Source organism: Heliomicrobium gestii (assembly GCF_009877435.1).
Taxonomy (GTDB): Bacteria; Bacillota; Desulfitobacteriia; order Heliobacteriales; family Heliobacteriaceae; genus Heliomicrobium; species Heliomicrobium gestii.
The window spans coordinates 24,370-48,282 of sequence record NZ_WXEX01000010.1 but is presented as its reverse complement, the minus strand read 5'-3'; the positions used below and the strand labels follow the sequence as shown (position 1 = coordinate 48,282).

Genomic DNA, 23,913 nt, shown 5'->3' with positions numbered 1-23,913 from the left:
AGCGCTGGATAAAAAACAAAGCCTTCTATCTCTTCGTGAAGAGGATAGAAGGCTTTGATCGCCCGCCACGCATCATCATTCTACCGCTACTCAAAGCGGTCCATGTGCTCGTAGACCACATAGGACGGAACGGAGGCGACGAAGCGGTCGATCAGAAACAGGATGACCGTGATATCGTCTAACTCTCCCAAGATCGGCACCAGGTCTGGAACCAGATCAAGGGGCCATAGCAGATACATCAGGCTTAGACCGAGGAACAGCGCCTTATTGACCAGCGGCACCCGGTTGTCCCTCAATAGAGCGTACAGTAGCCGCGTTGAGCGGGGTAGGTTGAGCAGCAGTCGCATCCGTTGCCAAAAACCGGGCGACTGAAGGGACGGCACATGAATCCCCCCATCCATTGCGTTTCCAGTACTATTCTACCCTGCTTTTGCCGGTGGGAAAAGCCCCTGGAATCAGGTGGGTCACGTCATTGATCCGTTCGATGATGCCTTTGCAGTCATAAAAGTCGATGATATTCAGGGCCGTGTTTTCCTGGCGGAATTGCCAGGCCCGGTCCAGGTCCACTTCCAGAATGGCGCACAGCAGGGTGCGGATCGTCCCGCCGTGAGCGACGATGGCGACTCCCTCGTTGTCGTGCTTTTTCACCAGTTCCATCATGGCTTCATGGGCGCGGCACTGGACGATGGCGAAGCTCTCGCCGCCCGGCAGTTGCAGTTTGCCCGGCGCGGTGTTCCATGTCTTCATCTCTTCCGGGTAGGCCTTCTCGATTTCGGTAAAGGTCAACCCTTCCCAAGCGCCAAAGTTGCACTCCCGAAAGCGCGGTTCGACGATCACCTCGGTGTGATGTCCTTCAGCGATCACGCGCGCTGTTTCAACGGCCCGGCTCAGATCGCTGGCAAAAACACGATCGATCTTTTCACCGGCCAGCCGCCTCACGAGCAACTGAGCCTGCTCCCGCCCCTTCTCACTCAGTTGCACGTCACTATGGCCCTGGTAGCGCCGGGCCATGTTCCATTCGGTCTCACCGTGGCGGATCAGGTAAACACGGGTCAAAGCATTCCCTCCTCTGCGAGCACGGCCCGCATGGCGTCAATCAGTCGATTCGTGGCCGCCCTGTCGCGTACGGCCAGTCGCAGGTAGCGTTCTCCCAACGATAAAAAGGTATTGCAGTTCCGGACCAAAATACCCCGGCGACGCAGCCGTTTTGTCCATTCTGTCGACGAGAGGCCGCTTTCCTCGATGCGAAGGAGGAGAAAATTGGCGGCCGAAGGCAGCGGTGACAACCCCGGCAGATCCCTTAGCCGCTGAAAAAGGTAATCCCGCTCTTGAGGGAGCCCCTCCCAGGTCTTCCGGTGGTAATCCCGGTCGGCAAGGGCGGCGATGCCGGCAACCTGGGCCAAGTGGTTGACCACCCAGGGATCGCGCCGGCGAACAATGGCATTGATGATCTCCCGGTGGGCGATCAAGGCGCCGAGGCGAAGGCCCGGGATGGCGAAAAACTTGGTCAGCGAGTAGAGGACGGCTACCTGATCGCTCTTGGCAGCTTCTGCGCAGCAGCTCAAGAGGCGGCCATCGGGGAGAAAATCCAAAAAGGATTCATCGACCAGCAAGCGGACCGGCGCTGACGTCAAGTGCGTCAAGACAGCCTGTCTTTCTTCGGCCGTCCAGACCCAGCCGGCGGGGTTATGGGGCGTACAGAGGATCGCGGCGTCACAATTCTCTTTTTGGAGAGCCTGTCGCCACGCCTCCACATCAAGCCGAAAGTGTCCCTTTTCTTCCAGTTGCAGGCGAACGGCCTCACCGCCCTGGGCAGCGACGGCGCGCTCGTACTGGCCGAAGGCAGGCTCCGGGATGAGCACACGGCGGGCTTTCACCGCATGGAGCCAGTGATCGAGGAGGTCAACGGCGCCGTTGCCCGCGCAGATCGAATCAGGCGAAACAGCGAAGTGATCAGCCAGGGCGTCGATCAGCCGGCGGCATTGGGGGTCTGGGTAGTGAACGACCTGATCGATGCTTTCCTCGATCGCCTTTTTCACCTGATGCGAAAGACCCAAATAGTTGATATTGGCGCTCAGATCCAGGATCTCTGTGACGGAGACGCCTGCAACCTCGATAGCGCCCCACACATCGCCGCCGTGCCGGTACGGGACAGGCTGCGCCTTTTGCAATTCATTATGCCGGTCGGAAATCACAGGCTGCTCCATTATCGTGCGTTTTTCTGTCATCGGTCCCCTTTTCATAAGGCTGCCTCTCTCCCCTGCCGGCTCGCATCGGCGAATCGCGGCCCCCCGCTGACGAGACGGTAACAGCCCAACCGGTTCCAGTGGGGGAAGCGGCTCTCGACCCAACTGGTGATCGGGCTGAGGCGCTGATGTTTGCCCTCCGGCACGATCACACCGAGAACTGTCCCGCTGTGGGCCACGTTGACACCGACAGCGCCAAAAGCGCGGACACCGCTGATGATCTCCTCAAGGGCTTCTTTTGGTAAAATCCCCTGGTTGGCCCGAGCGCTCAAGGTTGCCCCTTCCCCGATCCGCCTCGGATCGCCGCACCGCAGGCCTCGGGTGATCATGGCAAAGGCTTGCCGGACGGCGGCTTCTTTCTGCCGGTTCGCCTCCAGCAGATCGACCCGGTTGTTGAACTCGATCGTGTCGACTTCGCCGCCCAGGTCAAAGGCCAGGATATGCAAGGGTGGAACTGGCGCCATCCCGACCGTCTTTCCCCAGGTTCCGCTGCGGTGATCGAAGACGGCGATGCCCGGATAGAAGAGTCCGTCTGAGGGTTCTACGGCGACGGCGATAGGCCCCATCTGCGCCGGCGTCAGTTCTCGTCCCAACGCCCGGGCGACAGCGTAGACAGCGGCGCAGATATCGGCGGTGCTCGTCGCCATCCCTTTGCCCGATGGCAAGGGGTTGTCCATGTGGAAGCGGATATCGAAACAACCGGCCATGCTCCACAGATCGAGCAAGGCATTGACGGCCCGGGCCGCCTTGGGTCGATCGGCCAGTCCGTCAATGCGACCGCTGCCTGGTGTCAGGTAGGCACTGGCCGTGACCCAGGCGTCAATGGGACAGGTGAGGTGCAGGAAACGGCCCCCGATCAGGCCCTGGGCCAGTTCGCCGCATGTAGCTGGTATCTGCGCCTGGGCGTACACGTCAGATGCCTCCTTTCAGACAACTAGCGTATGTGGTAGAGGAGCAGCGCCATCAACAACAGCAGCAACTCGCCGATCTCGCAGGTGGCGCCATAGATGTCGCCCGTCAGCCCGCCGAGAAACCGGGTGAGCTTCCCGCCCCACCATTCGAAGAAGAGCCAGAGCAACACCAGCGCCGCCCAGCCGGCGACTCCGGCGATGAGCGCCGCCACCGCTGCCGTGATGACAGTGCCGATGGTCAGCACTGAACCGTCAATGTAGCGGTTGAACAGCGTTGCCATCCCCTGGCTCCGGGCATAGGGAAAGCGTTGCATCATGTAAACGACAACCCAGCGCCCGGCCATGGGCATCCATAACAAGGTGACCAACAGGGGGCTGATGGCGATCCGGTCGACGGGAGCGTACAAACCGGACAGCCAGTTCCAGGCCGGCCATTGAGCCGGGATATGGAATCCCCCCAACTGCCACAGGGCGTAGACGGCGGCGGCCTTCGTCATCAACAGCATCGTCACCGCCAGGACGGAATGGGCGCCGACACGGGAATCACGCATGATCTCGAGCACCCGTTCCGCCTTGCGAGCCGAGAAGATCCCGTCAAAGGTGTCCATGAACCCGTCAAGGTGAATGCCGCCGGTGTTGTAGATGTGCAGCGCCAGCAGCAGAGGCGGCAAGAGGACGGGCGGAAAGAAGACGCCGACGATGGTCGCCGCAACCGTGAGGAGCAAACCGAGCAGCAGACCGACGAGAGGCAGGTAGAGAAAAGAGCGACCGAAGTCTTCATCCCCGCTCTCCCCCATGGCCCCCACCGGCAGGCGGGTGAAAAAGGAGAGGGCGAGGCGAAAACGCAACCAAGGACGGACGAACATATCAGTCGATCGATTCGCTGACGCCGGCGCTGGAGAAGGTGGCCATCTCATTGGACATCTTGACCGCCGCGTCGATCATGGTCATCCCTAACGCCGCGCCGGTGCCCTCGCCGAGGCGGAAGTTCATCATCAGCATCGGTTTGAGGCCGAGGTAATCAAGCATAAACTTGTGTCCGGGCTCTTCAGACAGGTGGGAACCGATCATGTAGTCGCGCGCTTGCGGGCAGATCGTGCCGGCGATCACCGCCGCCGCGCCGGAGATGAAGCCATCGATCACCACCGGGATCCCCTGGGCAGCGGCGCCCAGACAGACGCCGGCAAGACCGGCGATCTCCAGCCCGCCCACCTTGGTAAGCACGTCCATGCCATCGGCCCGATCAGGCCGGTTCACATCGAGGGCTTTTTTAATGGCGTCGATTTTGATCTGCAGCTGCCGGTCATTGACGCCGGTTCCCCGCCCTACCACGTCCTCTACGGAAAAACCGCCGATGGCGGCGATGATGGCCGCCGATGGCGTCGTGTTGCCGATGCCCATCTCGCCGGTGCCGACGATGCGAACGCCCCGTTGAACAGCGTCAGCGACGACGTCGGCGCCGATGAGGATGGCTTGGATCGCCTCGTCGACAGTCATGGCCGGCCCTTTCGCCATATTCTTCGTTCCATAGGCCACTTTGCGACGCTGTAGACCGGGAAGGTCAGGCATGTCCACGGCGATGCCCACATCGACACAGATCAGATCAGCGCCAGCATGGCGAGCCAGGCTGTTGATGCCGGCGCCGCCGTTGGCGAAGTTAGCCACCATCTGGGGCGTCACTTCCTGCGGGAAGGCGCTGACCCCTTCCTCCATGACGCCATGGTCGCCGGCCATCAGGATGATCGCCTTTTGCAGCGGCTTCTTCGGGATTTCGCCGAAGATACCGGCCAACTGTTTGGCCATGTCTTCCAACACGCCCAGGCTGCCCCGGGGCTTGGTCAGGTCGTCAAGGTGGGCTTGCGCTTTTTCCATGGCTTCCCCGTTCAGAGGTTTGATCTGTGCGAGTAGGGCTTCCAGTGTCATTATTGAATCCTCCCTTGCATTTTCCGGCGTCATTCGAATCATACCCGTTAATAATGGCTTGTCAAAATCCTGTCTGTCAATATTCAATCCCCCGCCGGGAAGGGCTGACCCCGTCGGCCAGGGGGTGTTTTTGCGGAATCATCTCAGTGACCAGATGGGCCTGTTCGATAATCTCCGGCGGCATGCGCCGTCCCGTGAGCACCACTTCGACACCCTCGCGGCGGCTGTTCAACAGGGCGAGAACCTCGTCGACAGTCACATAACCCCGATTCATGATGTAGCTGATCTCGTCAAGAACGACCAATTCGGCGCGTCCCTCCCGCAACACCTCTGCGGCATAGGCCAGTCCCTGGCGGGGCCAGGGGTTGTCCGGCGCCCGGTTGCGGCGGAAACAGTCGCCACAGTTGACACAGTGGGCGACGCCGGAACGGATCAGCGCCCCTTGCGGGCAGCCCCAGCCGAATTGGGTGATGCTGATCTCGGGCAAACGCTGGATCGAATAGAGTTCCCCCATGTAGGCGCTGCCTTTTTGGAACTGGATGATGGCGGAGCCTTTGCCGTGGCCGGCGGCGCGCAGGCAGAGCCCCAGCGCCGCCGTTGTCTTTCCTTTGCCGTCGCCCGTATATACCTGGATCAGCCCCGGCGTCATGTGTCGCTCCCCCCTTTTGCATCGAAACGGCGGCGCTGACCTGCGCCCTGCCTTCCCCTTTCTCCGGCGGCGGCGCCAAGGCGCTCGAGAAAATGGTCCATGGCCGCCGGAAAGGCGGAGAAGTGAAAGTGGAAGTAGGAGGCGGTCAAGGCGCCTTGGCTGTAGCCGTCTGGACGGCTCTCGGGATGTTCGCCGGCGATGCTCGTTTTGGTGAGCAGGAAGGCGGGACTGGGAACGGCGTCCGGCGCGAAGGCGGCGTCAGAGTAGTGAAACTCGTGGCCGCGCAACCGATCGCCGCAGCTTCCGAGCAAGCTGTCACCAGCGATTTTGGCGGTCACGTAGCCCAGAGCGCGCCGTCTTTTGCCCATCACACAGTCGGCGGGGACGAGACCGGCCAGGGGAACCTCATGGCCGTTGCTGTCGCGAATGGACCGGCAAAGGGTCATAAAGCCGCCGCACTCGGCATAAATCGGGATTCCTTGCCGGTGCAGGTAAGCCAGTTCCTGCAAAAAAGCGCTGTTTGACGCCAATGGCTCCAGGTAGAGTTCCGGATAGCCACCGCCCAGGTAAATCCCGTCGACCCCCTGGGGGATCGGATCGCCCTCGACAGGCCGGAAGGGGATCCACTCGATACCACGTTCGGCCAGGTCACGCAAGGCATCTTCATAGTAAAAATGAAAGGCTTCGTCACGGGCGATGGCCACACGAGCCCTCGGAGCCCTCATGGCGATTCCTTTCCCTGGACTGTCCCCGTCCCCTTCCGGATGGTTCGCCGCCTGCGCTGAAATCCGTTCCAACAGCAGGTCCACATCGAGATGTTCTTCGATCACGTCTGCCAAGGACTGCCAGTAGGTTTCGAGAGAGGCCGTTTTTTCGACCGCCGCGACGAGCCCCAGGTGGCGCTCCGGCATCGGTTGGACAGTATCGCGAGGGAGGCAGCCGAGAACAGGGATGCGGCAGGTCTGTTCCACCGCCTGTCGAACCATCTGGCCGTGCCTCGTCGAACCGATCCGGTTGAGCACCACACCGGCCACCGGCAGCGCGGGGTTGAGACGGCAAAATCCATAGACGACAGCGGCGATGCTTTGAGCGGCAGAACGGGCATCGACGACCAGAACGATGGGCGCTCCCAACAAAGCGGCGAGAGCCGCCGTGCTGCCGGCCCCTCCCGGCGGTTCTCCGGCGGCGCCGTCGAAGAGACCCATGACCCCCTCGATCAGGGCAACCTGCGCCCCTTCGACAGCCCGCCGGAACAGGCGATGGATCGTCTCGGTTTCCATCATCCATGTATCCAGGTTGGAACAGGTCCGACCGGTGATCAGGCGATGGAAGCTAGGGTCGATATAATCTGGACCTGTCTTGAAACTCTGCACCGTCAAGCCCCGCCGCCGCAATGCCGCCAGGAGCCCCATGGTGACGGTGGTTTTTCCCGCGCCGCTATGAGCGCCGGCGATCACGACTGATGGGATCATTACAACCACTTTCCTAACCCGTAGAGAATGACCGAGCCGGCCAAGGCAAAAACCGCCGTCGTCGCCGCCATGACCCGCACCGTCTGACCGATATGGCGGGCCTCCAGCCTGACGTGGGGTTGCCCCATGGTGGCCCGGTGGGAAGGCCGTCCCTGGTAGTAGTTTAAACCGCCCAACTGTACCCCCAGCGCCCCAGCCATGACCGACTCGGGAATACCGCTGTTCGGGCTTGGGTGGCGACGGGCATCAATCCGCCATGTATAAACCATGCGCTTGAACGGATAGCCCAGCAGCGTCGCCGCCAGAATCATGGAGAGGCCTGTGAGCCGCGCGGGGATGTAATTGGCGACATCGTCGAGACGGGCGGCAAATCGGCCGAACCAGAGGTAACGATCATTTCGGTAGCCGATCATGGAATCGAGGGTGTTGACCGCCTTATAGGCGTAAGCGCCAGGAACACCGAACAGCAAGGCGTAAAAGAGGGGGCTGGTGATGCCGTCAACCGTGTTTTCCGCCACCGTTTCGACGGTGGCCCGGACGATCTCGCTTTCGTCCAGGTTGTCGGTGTCGCGGCCAACGATCCAGGAGAGTTTGCGCCTCGCTTCGACCATGTCTCCACGCTCCAGCAATCCCTTGATCTCCAGGGCAGCCTCAGCGAGACAGCGCCCGGCAAAGGCGATCCCAAGCAGGATGACCGTCGCCACCTTGCCCAAGAGGGTTTTCCAGTTCAGGGCGTTGAGCCCCAGCGATCCGAAGGTTGTTCCGAAACCGGATCGACTGGCCGTTCCAAACCCGGCCAGTTCAATGGCAGCCATCAACAGTGTGGTGATGAAAAAGGTGACAGCCACCGTAGTGACCGACAGGGCCATGCCCCGGAAAAAGGTGGTGAGATGCTTGTCCGCGGCGCCGGCTGTCGGGTAGAGCTTCTTTTCCAAAGAAGTGATCAGCTTGCCGATGCCGATGACCGGATGGGGCAGCCAGCGCGGGTCGCCCACCAGACTGTCATAGAGGAGCGCCGACAGCAGGGTGACGGCGCCGATGGAGAGGCTGGCGTCAAGGACAAGGAGCAGTTCCTTCAGCGAAAAAGGCAGGGATGTGTTCATAGAAGGATCACCGGGCCTGCGGACCGGCGGCGCCTTGAAGTCCGACGATCTCATAGAGCAGATCCATGCGCAGGTTTTGCCGGACGATCTCGCCCAGGCGGTCATAATCCTGCTCACGCCGCTCCCGGATTGAAGGAATGCCGGCAAAGTCAATCTCCGGCAGGCCTTTTTTGCGACGCAAGGTGTTCAAGAGGTGATGGCGGAGCGGCTCGTTGTCAAAGATGCCATGGAGATACGAACCGATGATGAGACCGTCGCCGCCGACGAGCCCATCGACCACGTCGACCGTCTCGTCGCCGCGCTGCCGGATCCGGCAAAAGGCAGGCTGGTCGCCGCCGGGGATGCTTTGGCCCATGTGGATCTCGTACCCCCGGACGGTCAGCCCTTGCAAGGGCGACAGGAAGGGACCCGGGCCGCAGAGGGTGGCCGTCGCCAAGCGAGTGACTTTTTCCGCCTCCATCGTCGTCACCATATCGAGCAGCCCCAGTCCGGCGATGGCGGGCAGGGAGCTTTCCACGCCGGTCGGATCGGCGATTTCGCGGCCCAGCATCTGATAGCCGCCACAGATGCCCCAAAGGGGGGCGCCGCCGGCGGCATGGGCCTGGAGCGCTTTGTCGATCCCCTTTTCGTTGAGCCAGCGCATGTCTTCGATGGTGTTTTTTGTGCCCGGCAGGATGACCAGATCAGGCTTGCCCAGTTCTGCCGCCGATTCAACATAGCGAACCCGAGCCACCCCTTCCGCTTCCAGGGCGTCCAAGTCAGTGAAGTTGGAGATGCGCGGCAGCCGGATGACGGCGATGTCCAGCATCTCCCCGGAAGGAACCTGCCGTTCCGCTTTCTCCAGAGCCACCGAGTCCTCTTCTTGGATGTTCAGCCCTCGGAAGTAAGGGATCACGCCGAGAACAGGGATCTTCGTATAATCCTCCAAAAAGTCGATGGCCGGCTGGAGTAGGGAGATATCGCCGCGAAATTTGTTGATGACGATCCCTTTGACCCGTTCCCGCTCATCCGGGTCGAGCAACGCCAGGGTGCCGACGACTGACGCCAAGGCGCCGCCGCGGTCGATGTCGGCGATCAGCAGCACCGGCGCATCGGCCATTTTGGCGACCCGCATGTTCGCGATATCGCGCGCCTTTAGGTTGACCTCGGCCGGTGAACCGGCGCCTTCGATGACGATGACGTCATACTCGGCATGGAACTTGTCGAGACAGGACTGAATCGTATCCAGGGCAGAGGTGGCATATTCGAGATGGTACTCACGGGCGCTGATGTTGCCGATGGGCCGGCCCAGGACGATCACCTGGGATGACGCCTGCCCGGTCGGCTTCAGGAGAATCGGGTTCATCTCCACCTGCGGTTCCAGCCCGGCTGCCTCCGCCTGGACGACTTGGGCCCGCCCCATCTCGCCGCCGTCGCGGGTGACATAGGAGTTGAGGGCCATGTTCTGGGACTTGAAGGGAACGACCTTTTGCCCGTCGCGATAGAAGATGCGACAAAGGGCCGCCGCCAGCACGCTCTTGCCGACGTTGGAACTGGTGCCTTGCATCATAATGGCTTTGGCCATGGTTACTCCGCTCCCTTCCCCTGTGGGCAGATTCCCTGTAGCGGCGCTTGGGCGCCTTTCACCTGCAGCGGGCAGCCGGAGACGGTGAGATAGACCCGGTGGGCTTCGGCAGCAAAGGCCTGCTGCACCCGGCCTGCCGCATCACGGAAGGCGCGGCTGATCGGTTCGGGCGGCACGATTCCCCAACCCACCTCGTTGCCGACGGCGATCACCGTCGCTTTCGATAGGCTGGCTCGCTTGGCCGTCCGCCGGGCCAGATCGACGATGGCATCCTCTTTTTGCGTATTCCAATCTTCTTCCCGGTACTCCGGGAGCATCAGATTGGTGGTCCACAAGGTCAGGCAGTCGATCAGGATCACCCGCCCTGCCTGGTCCCACTCGTCGATGACTCGCTCCAGATCGACCGGTTCTTCAACGGTCTGCCAAGCAGCAGGGCGACGCTGGCGGTGTGTGTTGACGCGGCGACGCATCTCCTCATCAAAAACGCCGGCGGTGGCCACGTAAACCACCTGTTCCGGCGTGGCGCCAGCCGCCTCAACAGCCAGTTGTTCCGCCCAGGCGCTTTTTCCGCTCCGGGCCCCACCGGTGACGAGCACCAATTCTCCAGGGTGAATGTGCATCAATGTCAACGCCTCTTCGTGTTATACTGACTGCATGAAGACAGAGTTTTTTTCTAAAATCATCTATCGTTGCCGGCAGGTCCAGCGCGCCTGGCGACCGCGCTTTTCTCCCGCCGAGTTGGCCTGGGTTGACGCCTTCCTTACTCCGGAAGAACGAACCGTCTTCCTGGAGATGGCCCCTGCCGACCGCCGCCATGCCCTCGATGTGGCTCGTCTTTGCCGCCAGGCAGTCGGCGAACAGTTCACTGAACCACTGACTGCCGAGGAAGAGCAGCTGCTGCTAAAAGCGGCGCTGCTCCACGATATGGGCAAGCGCAATGGGGACATCGGCTTGTTCCATCGCATCCTCTATGTGCTCCTCGCCGCTCGCTTAGGGAAGTACAAGGGCTTTCACAGCTGGCCTCTGGTGGGTAAGCCCCTGGCCGTCCTGGCCGATCATGCCTCCCTTGGCGCCCAGGAAGCGACCCGTCGCCGCTGGACACCGGCCCTGGTGGCGCTGATCCGCTGTCACCATAGCGGTGGCTGTGACAGTTGCGATAAAAGCCGGCTCTTTTCGTTGCTTCAGCAGGCGGACAACCGTTGCTGATCCCCTATCCCCTCAGGGCATCTGCAACAACATGGCATTGACGATGGCGGCGGCGACTGTGCTGCCGCCTTTGTTTCCCCTCACCGTGATAAAGGGCACGTCCGCCTCGGTCAGGGCTTCCTTCGATTCGGCGGCGCCGACGAATCCCACCGGTGTGCCGACGATGAGCGCTGGGCGGCAACGGCCTTCCTTCACCATCGACAGGAGATGGAAGAGCGCCGTCGGCGCGTTGCCGATGGCGATGACGGCGCCGTCCATCTCAGGCGCGAGCAGTTCGAAAGCGGTCATGGCGCGCGTCTTGCCCGTTCGCTGCGCCTCGGCGATGACACGAGGCTCGCTGATGGCGCAGACGGCGTCGGCCCCTTTTCCGGCCAGGAGGCGGCTGTTGACGCCAACGCGGACCATGTTCACATCGGTGTACACCGATGCTCCCCGGGCCAAGGCGGTGATGCCGGTGGAAACGGCGCCGTCGCTCCAGCGGACCAGTTTGGCGAACTCGGGATCACCTGTCGTATGGACGACGCGCTTGATCACTTTGCGCTCCCCTTCGGAGATGGGCAGCGGGCCGAGCAGACCGTCGATGATGTCCATGCTTTTCGATTCAATAGCGCGGGGATCGGTGATGTAATCCATTAACTGACCTCCTGGATGCGCTCAACGATCAACTGGGCGATGCGTTCGTCGGCGCCCAGAGGGCGTCCCACCGTCACGTGGATGTGCGGATAGATTTTGCGCAGTTCTTCCAGTTCTTCTGGGATATCCTTCTGAATGTGAACACCGTTATACAAAAAGAGCGGGATCACCTTCACATCGTCCACACCGGCTTCAACCAGTTGAGCGAGCCCATCGGCCATGCTCGGCTTCGCCAATTCCATAAAACAGACGACCAGCGGCTCGATCCCGTGCTTCTCCTGCACCATGCGACCGATGGCCACAGCATGGTTGTTGGCCTCTTGGAGGCGGCTGCCGTGGGCGATCATCAAAATCCCTGTTTTCACCAGTACCTCTCCTTTTCCTGATTCACTCGTGTGTCATCGGCTGCGTTCGGTTCTTTCCTTATCTGCGCCTTGGCCCAGGCCAAGGCTTCCTCGTGATTGCCGGTCACATGGGGATAGGACAAGCTTGGACGTCGGATCAGAATCGTCCTCAAGCCCATTCCGGCGGCGGCGCGGAGCTTGGCGTCAGCGCCGCCGACAGCGCCGCTCTCCTTGGTGACGAGCCAACGGGTCTTTGTCTGCGCAAACATGGCCCGGTTCAGGTCTTCATCAAAAGGGCCCTGCATGGCGATGATCTGATCGGGCTGAAGGCCCAGTTCCAGGCATTGCCGCAGCGACTCCAGGTCAGGCAGGATCCGGGCGACGGGGCGAAGCTTCTTTTGCAGCAATGGCGGCACCACCTGGGGGAGCGATCGGCTGCCCGTGGCCAGGAACACGGTATCCCCTTCCCGGGCCGCCGCGAGCGCCGCAAGGGCCTCTTCCCAGTTTCCCACTGCGATCAGATCGGCGTATTCGGCAAGGCCGATGGAAGGTCGCTCATAGCGAAGATAGGCGATGCGCTCGCCAGCGGCCAATTGCATTAAATTCTCCGACACGGCGCGGGCGAAGGGATGGGTGGCATCGATCACGGCGCTGATTCCTTTCTCCCGGACAAAGGCGGTCATCGCCGGGAGATCCATGGCTCCCTGATGGATGGGCACCGCACCCGAAAAAGAGGCCTGAAGAAGCTGCGCGCCATATTCAGTCACGACACTGGCGAACACGGGCAGTCCCGCCGTCCATATCCTCTCGATCAGGTGGCGAGCATCCTTTGTTCCGGCGACAACCCAGATCACCAGCGGTATCCCCGCGGGGTGATCATCCAACCGTCCCGGATGTAGGTCTGGGAGTTGCCGATGACCAGAACGGTAAACATGTCGATGGGGTGCTCCAAAAACTCGCCCAGTGTGGTGAGTACCCGTTCCTCCCCCTCCCGGCGGGCGTTGCGAACAATGCCGACCGGTGTCTCCGGAGAACGGTGCTGAAGCAACAATTGGCGAACCTCTTCAATCTGGTGCACCCGCTTGGTGCTTTTCGGGTTGTAGAGGGTGATGATGAAGTCGCCAGCAGCAGCGCTCTCAACGCGCCGCCGGATCAGATCCCAGGGGGTGAGCAGGTCGCTGAGGGAGATGACGGCAAAATCATGCATCAGCGGCGCGCCGAGAACGGCGGCGGCGGCGGTGGCCGAGGTGACGCCGGGGATCACCTCAACGGCGACTTTCCCCTGCGCTTCCCGCTGTTGCACCGCTTCCAGGACCACGCCGGCCATGCCATAGACGCCAGGGTCGCCGCTGGATACGACAACAACCGCTTTTCCTTCCAGCGCCAGATCGACGGCCAGGCAAGCCCGGTCGATCTCCTTGCGCATGCCCGAGGCGCGCACATCTTTTCCCTCGATCAGGTCCTCGATCAGCTTCACATAGGTGCTGTAGCCGACAATCGCGTCAGCTTCGGCGATGGCTTGCAGCGCCCGTCCTGTCATCTGGTCGCGGTTGCCCGGTCCCAATCCGATGACGGCCAAGGTACCTCGGCCAGCGCCACAGTCACTGGGCCGACAGCCCTTTTCTTCAAAAGAAGTCGCGCTTGCGGGTGCGTCAATAGCGCAGTCGGTTCGCATACGGCTTTCACTCCAATCGCGTCAGTCACAAACTGGGAACCGCCGATCTCCCGGTGGCTGGCGCAGCAGGCTTGGATTTGGTCGGCGGAAAAGGTCAAAAAGGGCACCTTGTACTCCTTCGCCAGGTCGAGCAGTGCCTTTTCTTCGGCCTTCACCCAGGCGCTGGCGATGGCGGCCAGGCAGTGGGGATGGACAGCCGCTGCTTGACAGGCTTCCCGGAAGGCTCGCAGCACCTGTTCCAGGGAGACACCGCGGCGACAGCCGATCCCGGCGACGATAGAGCGGGGAAAAAGCCGGAGATCGACGGGCGGCTCATCCCAGTGGGAAGAGAACAGCACCCGCCGGGCCGCTGCTTCCCTTTTGCCCGAAGGCGTTGCCTCCGCGGGCGAACCGGTCGGCAGTGACTCTCGCCGTGGCTGCCAGGGAAAGGCCCCTTCCAATTCGTTCAAAAGGGGCAAGAATCGTTCGTCGGCAAGCCACTCAACCGGTTCGCCCCGCAGTTGGGCCGAGGCGATTTTTTTTACGGCCCCCCACGGTTCAACGCGGGCGCCCCAGCGGCGGGCGAAGGTATCGACAGCCGGCAATGCATTCACATCGGTCGCCGTCGTGATCACCGGAACGGCGCCGATGCGCCGGCCTACCTCTTCTGCCAGTTCGTTGGCGCCGCCCCAGTGACCGGACAGGATGCTGATCACGAAGCGCCCCCCTTCATCAAGGGCGATCACCGGCGGGTCGGTGCGTTTGTCGGCGATCCGCGGCGCCAGCATTCGCACAAGGATGCCAAGAGCGCCGATGAACAGGAGCGGTTTTCCCTCGGCAAAAATTTGACCGAAGGTCTCCCGCAAAGGTGGCCGCCAGCGCGTGATCGCTTCCCCGGCCGGAACAGCGGCGACAGGCCCCTCTGAAGGTCTTTCCCTTCTCGTAGTGTCAGTGTCACCGGCGTCTCCGGCGCCACCGACGTCTTCAGCACAGGCAGCCGGCAGCCACAGGCGCGCCTCCGGAAAGGCCGCGCCGATGCGCTGCGCCAGGGCGCTTCCCCCTGGCGTCAACGCCAGCACGTTCACTGGCCGCTCCCCCGTTCCGCCTCCCGGTATCCGTGGGTGAACTCGGGGTGATAGAGGAGCGAACGGCTATAGGGGCCTTCGAGAAACTGGCCGACCATGATCATGGCCGTCCGGGCGATTCCTGCCTCGGCCACCTTGCCGGCGATGTCGCCCAAGGTGCCTTGAACCGCTTTCTCGTCAGGCCAGGAGGCTTTATAGACGACAGCAGCCGGCGTGTCTTCCCGATAGCCGCCGGAAATCAATTCAGCCGTCACCTGATCCAGCAGATGGGTGCTAAGAAAGATGCACAGGGACGCTTTGTGCTGCGCCAGGCTGGACAGGGATTCCTTTTCCGGCACCGGCGTCCGGCCGGCCAAGCGGGTGATGATCACCGTCTGGGACACATCAGGCAGGGTAAATTCCTTGCGCAGGCTCGCCGCAGCGGCTAAGAAGGAACTGACACCAGGGATCACCTCATAGGGGATGGCCAGTTCGTCAAGGGCGTCCATCTGTTCACGGATAGCGCCGTAAATGCTGGGATCGCCCGTATGCACCCGCGCCACCTTTTTTCCCTCGCCCACCGCCCGCTTCATGACGGCCAGCACCGCTTCAAGGGTCATGGAAGCACTGTCGTGGATCTCCGCGCCAGCCTTGCAAACATGCAGGACGGCCGGGTTGACGAGCGATCCGGCGAAGATGACCACATCGGCCTCAGCGAGGCGCTTCTGTCCCTTGACAGTGATCAGATCGGGATCGCCCGGTCCTGCGCCAATAAAGCTGATCATACTGGCACCCCCTTTTCTTTAACGATCAACAGGCTGAGATAATCGAGCTTCTGCCCAACCAGGGAAGCCAGATCGGTGACGATCTGTTCCTCCGGCGTGCCGCAGCGGGTCACAAAGGCGGCTGATTCAGCGCGCCCCTCCTCTTGCAACACCCGGAAGATCTCGTCGAAGCGAGAAGCCACTTTCATCAGAACCAGGTTGGGAAACTGCCGCAAGAGCGGTCGCAGTTCCTCGGGATCCCGCAAAGCCGGGACGACAAGCAAAGGTTCCTCTCCTTCCGCAAGGGGAAGATTCAGCCGGGAAGCGCTGGCGGAAAAGGAGGTCACGCCCGGCACGCTCTCGACGATGATGGCGGGGTCAATCGCCCGAAGCGATTTTAATAGGTAGCCATAGGTGGAGAAAAGCAGACAGTCGCCGATGGTGATGAAGGCGGCGTCTTTGCCGGCAGACAACACATCGTAAATCTGCCGCGCCGCTTGCTCCCAGGCGTCCCGCAAGAGACGATCATCCTGGGTCATGGGCAGGTGCAGCGGCGCCACCACTGTCGTCTCCGGCAAAACATCGCGAATGATGGTCAAGGCCACCCCTTCGCCGCCCCCTTTGCCACGAGGCGTAAAAATCACCGGCGTTGTCTCCAACAGGGCGACGGCCCGCCGCGTCAGCAGCGCCGGATCGCCCGGCCCGACGCCGATGCCGTAAAATCTTCCCAGCATTCAGCCACTCTCCTTTCGGGTCCAGATGATGACCACGGGGTTCTGACTCTTCCACAGGTGAACCGAACCGACCGGGTCCAGGCGGTTCACCTGAATTTGACTTGCTTCAAAGGGAATTCCCTTTTGTTTCAACCAATGGGTAGCCATGGCCACCGTCTCGACGGTGACGGCGTTGAGGACGAGCCGACCGCCCGTTTGCAGCCGGCGCCAGATGGTCTCCAGGATCTCAGGCAATTTTCCGCCGGAGCCGCCGATGATCACGGCGTTCGGCGCCGGCAGGTCGCCTAAGGCCTCTGGCGCTTCGCCCGCCACGACGACGAGATTGTCCACGCCCTGCTTCCGCCCGTTGGCTTCGATCAGGTCACAACCGACCAGGCCACGCTCGACAGCGAAGACCTGGCCGCCCCGCGCCTGCAAGGCCGCTTCCACACTGATCGATCCGGTGCCGGCCCCGACATCCCAGACGATATCACCAGGGCCGATCTGCGCTCGCACCAGGGTGAGCGCCCGGATGTCCGATTTGGTCATGGGAACCTGACCTCGGATGAAGACGTCATCAGGCAATCCGATGGCGGCGATCGAAGGGGAAGAGCCCATCGAACCGTCGCCTGGCAGGATCGCCGGAAGGGGATTCGGTTGCATCCCCTCCCGGCGGTCCGTTCGGGCGTCAACGCCCCCACGGACGATCAACACAGCCGGCCTGTACGCGCCTGTGTTCACGAGTGCAATTGTATGTACAGTACCCTCTTCGACGGTTTCGTCTTCATAGCCAAGATTCCGCGTCACAAAAGCCCGTCGCTCCCCCTCCCCCCGAGCATCCAGGTAGGCGGCGATGGCTTCCGGTGAATGGTCCGGATCGGTCAGGAAAGCAACCCAGCCCGCATGGTCGAGGGCGGCAAGGACATCCTCCATAGGGCGACCGTGCATGCTCTTCCATGTCGCCTCCTGCCAGGGCAGCTTGAGACGGGCAAAGGCCATCTGCAAGGAACTAAGTCCTGGGATGACCCGGAGCGCTTCGGCGCCGAGGGCGCCGGTGAGACGGGGCAACAGGCTGTAATAGCCGGGATCGCCGGAGACGAGGACAGCGACACGCCCTGATAACCGCTCAACAGCGATATACTCGATCAGTTCGTTTAGATGGCGGTCGATGATCCGGCCTGGTTTGTTGAATCTGGCAAAAAGCGCCAGCGCGCGAGGACCTCCGACGAGCACATCGGCCTCCTCCACGGCTTGCAGCGCGGCCGGTGTCAAATATTCGTCTGTGCCGGGTCCGATGCCGACGACGGTGACCGGAAATCCCGGTCCAGTCCCGGAAGCGTTGCTTGACGACTCCACCCTAGCGGTTCTCCCTTCAAATCTGTGAATATGACAGAAACAGTTCCGCGAAAACGTTCAGCCGCCTTTTCGGCAGCCACATCGGCCAGGTGATCGAAGAAGTTGCGTCGTCCGGCCTTCGTCAGCAGGTCCACCGCCGCTTCCGCCGTGTTGGCCTCCAACAGCTCCTTGACGAGTTCAAGGGGCAGTCCGCAGACGGCGGCATGGGCGGCGATGATCTCTCGGCGCCCGTCGGCGATCCGGCTGTGGGTGTGGAAGATGCCGCCAGCCACCTTGACCAGCTTGCCCACATGCCCCCAGAGCAGAACCTCCCGGACGCCTTTTTGGGCGCAGGCGTCCAGCATATGACCGATGAAGTTGCTCGTCAGCACGACGGCGTCTGAGGGCGCTCCCCGCTGCTCCAATCCCCGCCGCCCCATGTGACCCGGTGTGAGCAGGAGAGTCCGGTGACCGGCAGCAAGAGCCACATCGATCTGCGGTTCCAGGCTGTGTTTGAAGGCCTCTTCTGACATGGGATTGACGATGCCCGTCGTTCCCAAGATGGAGATGCCGCCAACAACGCCCAAGCGGGGATTTAATGTCGATGGGCCGACCCGTTCCCCCTCAGGAACCCAGACGATCAGGCGAACCCCCCGTCCAGGAGGGAGCGTTTCCCCCACAGCGGCGGTGATCATGGCGCGCGGCGTCGGATTGATGGCCGCTTCCCCAACCGGTATGGCCAAGCCAGGCTTGGTCACCCGACCGACGCCCAGCCCCCCGTCGATGTGTATCCCGTCCGGCGCAGGCAAGGCGGTCACGCGAATCGCCAAGCCATGGGTGGCGTCAGGGTCGTCACCGCCGTCTTTGATCACCTGGCAGGTGACGCTCTCGCTCACGGCAACAGAAGGCGCCTGCTCTTCCACCCGCTCCGCTTGGACGATCAACCGGCCGCCCAGCGGCAGCGGGATGTCGATCGGCATCTTCGAATCAGCGGGAAGCTCTGTCGCGTCAATGGTTGTCCCGGCAAGCGTTCCGTAGAGGAAGCCTGTCGCCGCCTTGGCCGCAGCGGCAGCGCAGGATCCTGTCGTGTAGCCTTTTCGCAGTTGTTCCCACTCTCCCCGCCCATAAAAAAACCACACCCCTTTGCAAGGTGTGGGATTTGACACAAATACAAACCTGGGAAATCAACAGACCATTCCCCGGTCCGGTCACCTCCCCCGTAGCGCGCGGGTTCTTGCGGTGGGGGCAGTCAGGTCTCCTGGCTCAGGTTCATCAACCGCTTCGCCTTCCCGGTTCCCCGGTGGTCATAGAAGCGCCCTCCCCGTCACAGTGGCGGCACCGCGTCGGATTCACACCGACTTCCCTGCGTCACAGTGAGTGACGCCTGCCCCGAATATGCGTAATGTGATACATAAAATTATTCGCCGTCTTTTGAGTCATTCCTGCAAATCCAAAGAACTTTTCTGTCGTCACTGCGGATCAGGGATAGTTTCTCCAAATCGTCCCGTCTTGAGCGCCTCAGGCGGCGGTTTTCGGCCTCCAGGCGAGCGATGGCGTCCCGCCGTTCACTGTCCACCGTCTCCAGCAACGCCATCAACACGCGGCGACTGAGCCTCAACTGATGTAGCCGCGAGCGCAGGTAGTCCACTTCATCCTGCAACGCCTCCAGCGGTTCACGATTTCCTTCTCCCATGACGCCACGCCCTCCTGCCTGTGTCTTATCACCATTTTATGTCAAAGGCAGGCGAACTATCCCATAAGAGAGACTTCGATCAACCGGCGAAACGATACCGTTTGGCGATCCGATCGACAGCCTCGGCCAGGCGCTCCTCGGAAACGACCAGGGCGATGCGGACATACCCCTCGCCCCGCTCACCAAAAGCGTTACCCGGCACGACCAGCACGCCCGTTTCCCGCAGCAGCTCCTCGGCAAAGGCGAAAGAAGAGGCAAATCCCTCTGGCACGGGCGCCCAGACGAACATGGAGGCCTTCGGCTTATCCATCTGCCAGCCGATGCGAGCCAACCCATCGACGAGCACATCACGCCGGCGCTGGTAGGCCTTGGCGTTTTCCTCAACCATGGCCTGCGGTCCGCGCAACGCAGCCACAGCTGCCCATTGCACCGCCTTAAAGACGCCGTAATCGATGTTGGATTTCAGGTTAGCCAGAACGGCAAGAACCTCCCGGTTGCCCACAGCCATGCCCAAACGGCAGCCGGCCAGGTTATAGGATTTGGAGACAGAGTGGAACTCAATACCCACCTCTTTGGCCCCCGGCGCTTGCAAGAAGCTGACAGGACGATAGCCGTCATAGGCCAGTTCCGAATAGGCCACGTCATGCAACACGATGATGCTGTTGCGGCGCGCAAAGTCGACGACACGAGCGAAAAACTCCAATTCCGCCGTGGCGGCCATCGGATTGCTGGGATAGTTCAGGATCATCAACTTGGCCCGTTGCAAGACCTCTTCCGGAATGGCGTCAAAATCAGGCAGGTAGTTCTTTTCTCGTTCCAGCGGTAGCGGATACGGCACGCCTTCGGCGAGAAGAACACCGGCTGAGTAGATGGGGTATCCCGGATCGGGGACGAGGGTGATGTCACCGGGATCTAACAGGGCCAAACCGAGATGACCGAGACCGTCCTGGGATCCCATGAGGGAGAGGACCTCTGTCTTCGGGTCAAGGGTCACTCCGAACCGTTGTTGATACCAATCGGCAACAGCGCTCTTGAACTCCATCAGCCCGTCTGTCAATGCATACCCAAAGGCATCGTCTCGGGCCAGACCGTCCATCAGGGCCTGCCGCACATGGGGGGCCGGAGGACGATCAGGGCTGCCGATGCCAAGATTAATCACATCAACGCCGCCGCCTTCCACCTCTTGCCGCAACGCATCCATACGCGAGAACATGGCAGACGAGAGGTTGGCCATTCGACGTGCCGGTTTCCAATCAAACATGGTATGTATCTCCCCCGCTTAAAAAAATGCTACCTTTCATTCTAGACCTACAGCGGGGGATGTTTCAAGGTTTTAATCCCTTTCTTTTTCTATCGACGGCTCGTATTCACTGCCATCGGAGCATTCATTGCAAGGCAGACAATCTCCAAAACGTTCGGCGTATAGGCAATGTTCACAATGGAGGTCTCGACGCTCCATGCGGCCTCCCCCTTCGTTCCGTTCCTTGCACTTATTCTTTGCTTCCACCTCTATTGGCCATACACAGGAACCTCACGTTTTTCCAGGCCAAACCCTTGTTACGGTTCAACCGGTCGATCCGGGAGGTTCTTGGCCAGCAGGCGCATCAGGTTGCCCGACCCAATCGCTCGAATCTGCTCGTCAGAGAAGCCTCTTTCTCCCAAGGCCTCCCACAAGCGCGGAAAACGCTCAGCCCCCTCCAAGCCGAGGGCGTAACGGTCAGCGCCGTCAAAATCGCTGCCGATGCCGACATGTTCATAGCCGCCGCCAGCCTGGCAGGCCTGCTCGATGTGATCGGCAACTGCCTTCACGCCGGCCCTGGCATCACCGAGGAAGTCCGGATAGAAGGTGATCCCCATGACGCCGCCCCGCGCCGCCAATGCAGCGATCTGCCGGTCATCGATGTTGCGGGGGTGATCGTGCAGACTGCGGCAACAGGTATGGGAAACCAGCCAGGGGCGCTGGCACAACGCACTGAGATCCCAGAAACCGGCCGGAGCGATATGGGCGGCATCGACAACCATTCCCAGGTACTCCATCCGTTCAACGACCTGCCGCCCAAAACGGGTTAAGCCGCCTTTGCTTGCTTCCTCCCAACTCCCGTCGGCCAGAAGGTTGCGCTGGTTCCAGGTCAACCCTATGGAGCGGACACCGAGACGAAAGAGGATATCCAGCAGGTCGAGAGAGCCTTCCAGCGCTTCGCCGCCCTCAATTGCCAGCAATGCGCCGCAGCGGGTCCCCGTGTCGGCGAGTTCCTCTTTCCAACACAAAGAAAAGAGAACGTCGCGGTTCTCCCGGATCATCCGGTGATAGGCGTCGATCAGTTCCAGTGTACGCCGGAGGCTCCCATAGGGTTTATAGGCCTCGCCGATATAGGCGGCGAAAAATTGCAACGCCACCCCTCCCGCTTGCAGTCCCCGGACGCAGACGGCGCCGCCGGCTTGATCGAAAAGGGAGAAGCCATCGTCGCAAACCTTCAAAAGGGTATCACAATGGGCATCGGCAACCTGGATCAAGGGGCTTCCCTTCTCCTGCAAAGATGTGATGGATTCTCCCTTTTTCATATCATCAAACCTCATGGTCTCCTTCTGACATGACATCGAAGCAGGACAAAAGTCTCAAAAAGCAAGAAACCTGCCCGCAAAGAGGCAGGTCCTATGTAGGCAGGCTGTAAACGGCTCGTCAGCGCGGTTCTACGATCAGCTTAATCGCCGTCCGCTCTTCGCCATCGATCTGGATGTCTGTGAAGGCAGGGATACAGATGAGGTCTACACCCCGGAGGGCTTCAAAACCGCGCGCAATGGCCACCGCCTTGACTGCCTGGTTCAGGGCGCCCGCCCCGATGGCCTGGATCTCGGCGCCGCCTCGCTCTCTTAGCACGCCGGCCAAGGCGCCTGCCACTCGGTTCGGGCTGGATTTGGCTGATACTTTGAGCACTTCCATGTCAACGGCCTCCCTGTTTTTTCATGTAATTTCCACTAATGTGTGTTTCTAGATTACACCGAAAATTGCTTTTTTTCAATCTATATTTTCTCCATTTTTATCCTGTTAATTATGATCCAGCACGAACAAAGGCGCCCCCTGCATAAGAGGCGCCTTTCATCGTTTTATCGACGGTTCATCACCGCGATGGAATACCTGTGAAGGTGTTTCCGTTACCCCTCAAACTTTTCGAAAACCCGTTCAATCTTCGTGGCTTTGCCCTTATCACCCAAGGTGATGATAACAGCGCAGAACTGCAACGGCCCTGTCGCCGTCTCGAAGCGGACCGGCAGTCCAGTGATGAATTTGCGCAGGATCGCCTCTTTCTTCACACCCAGCACAGAGTCATAGGGGCCTGTCATGCCGACGTCACTGATATAAGCGGTACCGCCGGCGAGGATGCGCTCATCGGCCGTCTGCACATGGGTGTGGGTCCCCACCACCGCCGTCGCGCGGCCGTCCAGGTGATAGCCGAAGGCCACCTTTTCCGATGTCGCCTCGCCATGAAAGTCAATGAACACATAATCGGTCTGGCCGTGCAAGGATTCGAGCATGCGGCCCACTCCGTAAAAGGGACAATCCAGGTTATCGAGAAAGACACGACCGCAGAAATTGCCGACGGCGATCCGTTTGCCATCGGGCAGGGTAAAGACGCCCCAACCTCGCCCCGGCGCGCCCATCGGGTAGTTTGCCGGCCGAATGAGACGTGGTTCGCTATCGATAAAGTCCAGGATCTCTCGTTTGTCCCAGACATGGTTGCCCATGGTCAGCACATGGATCCCCCGGTCGAGCAGTTCGTGGGTGATCTCTCGCGTGATGCCGTTACCGCCGGCGGCGTTTTCACCGTTGGCGATGACGAAATCGATCGCCCGTTCCCGGACCAACTTGGGCACCATCAACTCAACGGCTCGCCGCCCTGGCTTGCCGACGATATCACCGATAAACAGAATGCGCAAATCCCTTCGGCCTCCAACGTACGTCATTTTCTTTCGCCATGTCTCCCCACTATGCAGGAAACTGTGGCCGCTGTCAACCACAGTTTCTCCATGGAACCGATTCATCTATGTCCAATGGCTTACTTATTATAGACCATGACCCGTCCCTCTTCCCGGAAGGCATAGACCTGTTGATCATACCCTCCGCTCTTCAGGCTGTCCAGCATGTGGGAGATCAGTTCTTCCTGCCACAACCGCTCCTCTTCCTGCAAGGCCTCCCCCTCATCTTCCGAGAGGATGACCTGCCCGGCCTGCTGATTCAGCAAATCGATCAGGAGGGCGATCTCATTCAGCGATAGGCTCTCCACATCGCGATAGACCTCCAGGCTGGCCAAGCCATCGCCCACACGCGGTTCCACAGAGGTCACCGACGGCGAGAGTCCTTCCAGTTCATGAAAGACCTCCAGCGCGGTTTTGACGCCCTCGGCGATGGCGGGCAACTTGTCCTTGCCACTCTCGCGCTGCAGGAGAAAAGTGAACTTTAAAACCCGGCGCGCCGGGTCATAATTGACGGTGCCCACTTCCGGATAGCGGACCAGGATCGAGATCAACAGTCCCATGCTGCCGTTCACTTCCGGTCCTTGTTTAAAACGCAAGCTCAAAAAGGGTCACTCCTCGCGGCATTCGAATGTGAACTGTTTCTACATAGGATGGCAAAATCCTT

The 23,913-nt window shown here is 60.9% G+C and carries 27 protein-coding genes and 1 riboswitch; of the genes, 1 reads left to right on the top strand and 26 read right to left on the bottom strand.

All coding sequences use genetic code 11. The annotated features are described in order from the left end of the window. Positions 1-86: 86 nt before the first annotated feature. The 11 genes from GTO89_RS17690 to cobU form a co-directional block, all read right to left on the bottom strand. On the bottom strand, positions 87-383 hold the full coding sequence (locus GTO89_RS17690; protein WP_161262344.1) for a YkvA family protein: 297 nt from the start codon (positions 381-383) through the stop codon (positions 87-89). Between the two features lie 31 nt (positions 384-414). Beyond that, complete coding sequence (cobC, locus tag GTO89_RS12025) at positions 415-1,056, bottom strand: alpha-ribazole phosphatase (protein WP_161262343.1); 642 nt, start codon at positions 1,054-1,056, stop codon at positions 415-417. Further along, positions 1,053-2,228 (bottom strand): threonine-phosphate decarboxylase CobD, encoded by a 1,176-nt coding sequence (gene cobD, locus GTO89_RS12020; RefSeq protein ID WP_161262342.1) that lies wholly within the window; start codon positions 2,226-2,228, stop codon positions 1,053-1,055. The genes cobC and cobD overlap by 4 nt, the downstream gene beginning before the upstream one ends. Before the next feature lie 11 nt (positions 2,229-2,239). Further along, positions 2,240-3,157 (bottom strand): GHMP family kinase ATP-binding protein, encoded by a 918-nt coding sequence (locus GTO89_RS12015; protein WP_161262341.1) that lies wholly within the window; start codon positions 3,155-3,157, stop codon positions 2,240-2,242. Positions 3,158-3,180: 23 nt separating this feature from the next. Continuing rightward, entirely contained in the window at positions 3,181-4,023 is an 843-nt protein-coding gene (locus GTO89_RS12010; RefSeq protein ID WP_161262340.1) for an adenosylcobinamide-GDP ribazoletransferase, read from the bottom strand. Between the two features lies 1 nt (position 4,024). Beyond that, positions 4,025-5,080, bottom strand: a complete 1,056-nt coding sequence (gene cobT, locus GTO89_RS12005; protein ID WP_207708927.1) for a nicotinate-nucleotide--dimethylbenzimidazole phosphoribosyltransferase — start codon at positions 5,078-5,080, stop codon at positions 4,025-4,027. 76 nt (positions 5,081-5,156) lie between these two features. Beyond that, positions 5,157-5,729: a cob(I)yrinic acid a,c-diamide adenosyltransferase gene (locus GTO89_RS12000; protein ID WP_161262339.1), complete on the bottom strand. Its 573-nt coding sequence runs from the start codon at positions 5,727-5,729 to the stop codon at positions 5,157-5,159. Then, positions 5,726-7,201: a cobyrinate a,c-diamide synthase gene (locus GTO89_RS11995; RefSeq protein ID WP_161262338.1), complete on the bottom strand. Its 1,476-nt coding sequence runs from the start codon at positions 7,199-7,201 to the stop codon at positions 5,726-5,728. The genes GTO89_RS12000 and GTO89_RS11995 overlap by 4 nt, the downstream gene beginning before the upstream one ends. Further along, positions 7,201-8,304 carry an adenosylcobinamide-phosphate synthase CbiB gene (cbiB, locus tag GTO89_RS11990; RefSeq protein ID WP_161262337.1) on the bottom strand — a complete coding sequence of 368 codons (1,104 nt, stop codon included), beginning with the start codon at positions 8,302-8,304 and terminating at the stop codon, positions 7,201-7,203. The genes GTO89_RS11995 and cbiB overlap by 1 nt, the downstream gene beginning before the upstream one ends. 7 nt (positions 8,305-8,311) lie before the next feature. Next, positions 8,312-9,868: a cobyric acid synthase gene (locus GTO89_RS11985; protein ID WP_161262336.1), complete on the bottom strand. Its 1,557-nt coding sequence runs from the start codon at positions 9,866-9,868 to the stop codon at positions 8,312-8,314. Between the two features lie 2 nt (positions 9,869-9,870). Further along, on the bottom strand, positions 9,871-10,488 hold the full coding sequence (gene cobU, locus GTO89_RS11980; RefSeq protein WP_161262427.1) for a bifunctional adenosylcobinamide kinase/adenosylcobinamide-phosphate guanylyltransferase: 618 nt from the start codon (positions 10,486-10,488) through the stop codon (positions 9,871-9,873). 34 nt (positions 10,489-10,522) lie between these two features. On the opposite strand from cobU, the gene GTO89_RS11975 reads away from it, so the two are divergent. Then, positions 10,523-11,074, top strand: a complete 552-nt coding sequence (locus tag GTO89_RS11975; protein ID WP_161262335.1) for an HD domain-containing protein — start codon at positions 10,523-10,525, stop codon at positions 11,072-11,074. A 12-nt stretch (positions 11,075-11,086) separates the two neighbouring features. Here GTO89_RS11975 and GTO89_RS11970 read toward each other — a convergent pair whose 3' ends face one another. The 15 genes from GTO89_RS11970 to GTO89_RS11900 all read right to left on the bottom strand — a co-directional run bounded on the left by GTO89_RS11970 (position 11,087) and on the right by GTO89_RS11900 (position 23,851). Continuing rightward, positions 11,087-11,707 carry a precorrin-8X methylmutase gene (locus GTO89_RS11970; protein ID WP_161262334.1) on the bottom strand — a complete coding sequence of 207 codons (621 nt, stop codon included), beginning with the start codon at positions 11,705-11,707 and terminating at the stop codon, positions 11,087-11,089. Continuing rightward, positions 11,707-12,072 (bottom strand): sirohydrochlorin chelatase, encoded by a 366-nt coding sequence (locus GTO89_RS11965; RefSeq protein ID WP_161262333.1) that lies wholly within the window; start codon positions 12,070-12,072, stop codon positions 11,707-11,709. Before GTO89_RS11965 ends, GTO89_RS11970 begins: the two co-directional genes overlap by 1 nt. Further along, entirely contained in the window at positions 12,069-12,905 is an 837-nt protein-coding gene (cobK, locus tag GTO89_RS11960; RefSeq protein WP_161262332.1) for a precorrin-6A reductase, read from the bottom strand. The genes GTO89_RS11965 and cobK overlap by 4 nt, the downstream gene beginning before the upstream one ends. Further along, positions 12,902-13,591 (bottom strand): precorrin-3B C(17)-methyltransferase, encoded by a 690-nt coding sequence (gene cobJ, locus GTO89_RS11955; protein WP_235920446.1) that lies wholly within the window; start codon positions 13,589-13,591, stop codon positions 12,902-12,904. The genes cobK and cobJ overlap by 4 nt, the downstream gene beginning before the upstream one ends. Further along, complete coding sequence (locus GTO89_RS11950) at positions 13,588-14,790, bottom strand: cobalt-precorrin 5A hydrolase (protein ID WP_161262330.1); 1,203 nt, start codon at positions 14,788-14,790, stop codon at positions 13,588-13,590. The genes cobJ and GTO89_RS11950 overlap by 4 nt, the downstream gene beginning before the upstream one ends. Beyond that, entirely contained in the window at positions 14,787-15,554 is a 768-nt protein-coding gene (cobM, locus tag GTO89_RS11945; protein WP_161262329.1) for a precorrin-4 C(11)-methyltransferase, read from the bottom strand. Before cobM ends, GTO89_RS11950 begins: the two co-directional genes overlap by 4 nt. Then, a complete protein-coding gene (gene cobI / locus GTO89_RS11940) occupies positions 15,551-16,267 on the bottom strand; it encodes a precorrin-2 C(20)-methyltransferase (RefSeq protein ID WP_161262328.1) in 717 nt (238 codons plus the stop codon). Before cobI ends, cobM begins: the two co-directional genes overlap by 4 nt. Then, positions 16,268-17,602, bottom strand: a complete 1,335-nt coding sequence (gene cbiE, locus GTO89_RS11935) for a precorrin-6y C5,15-methyltransferase (decarboxylating) subunit CbiE (RefSeq protein WP_161262327.1) — start codon at positions 17,600-17,602, stop codon at positions 16,268-16,270. It abuts the gene before it with no gap. Next, the gene (gene cbiD / locus GTO89_RS11930) at positions 17,515-18,747 is read right to left on the bottom strand and encodes a cobalt-precorrin-5B (C(1))-methyltransferase CbiD (protein WP_328793911.1); all 1,233 of its coding nucleotides are present in this window, start codon (positions 18,745-18,747) and stop codon (positions 17,515-17,517) included. Before cbiD ends, cbiE begins: the two co-directional genes overlap by 88 nt. 65 nt (positions 18,748-18,812) lie before the next feature. After that, positions 18,813-18,984, bottom strand: a riboswitch (cobalamin riboswitch). Positions 18,985-18,998: 14 nt separating this feature from the next. Then, positions 18,999-19,274 carry a translation initiation factor 2 gene (locus GTO89_RS11925; RefSeq protein ID WP_161262326.1) on the bottom strand — a complete coding sequence of 92 codons (276 nt, stop codon included), beginning with the start codon at positions 19,272-19,274 and terminating at the stop codon, positions 18,999-19,001. Positions 19,275-19,353: 79 nt separating this feature from the next. Beyond that, positions 19,354-20,535 (bottom strand): LL-diaminopimelate aminotransferase, encoded by a 1,182-nt coding sequence (locus tag GTO89_RS11920; protein ID WP_161262325.1) that lies wholly within the window; start codon positions 20,533-20,535, stop codon positions 19,354-19,356. 296 nt (positions 20,536-20,831) lie between these two features. After that, complete coding sequence (locus GTO89_RS11915; RefSeq protein ID WP_161262324.1) at positions 20,832-21,836, bottom strand: dipeptidase; 1,005 nt, start codon at positions 21,834-21,836, stop codon at positions 20,832-20,834. A 118-nt stretch (positions 21,837-21,954) separates the two neighbouring features. Then, positions 21,955-22,215 carry a stage V sporulation protein S gene (locus tag GTO89_RS11910; RefSeq protein ID WP_161262323.1) on the bottom strand — a complete coding sequence of 87 codons (261 nt, stop codon included), beginning with the start codon at positions 22,213-22,215 and terminating at the stop codon, positions 21,955-21,957. Between the two features lie 212 nt (positions 22,216-22,427). Then, positions 22,428-23,210, bottom strand: coding sequence for a TIGR00282 family metallophosphoesterase (locus GTO89_RS11905; protein WP_161262322.1), 783 nt, complete (start codon positions 23,208-23,210; stop codon positions 22,428-22,430). A 119-nt stretch (positions 23,211-23,329) separates the two neighbouring features. Then, positions 23,330-23,851 (bottom strand): hypothetical protein, encoded by a 522-nt coding sequence (locus GTO89_RS11900; protein ID WP_161262321.1) that lies wholly within the window; start codon positions 23,849-23,851, stop codon positions 23,330-23,332. Positions 23,852-23,913: the final 62 nt, after the last annotated feature.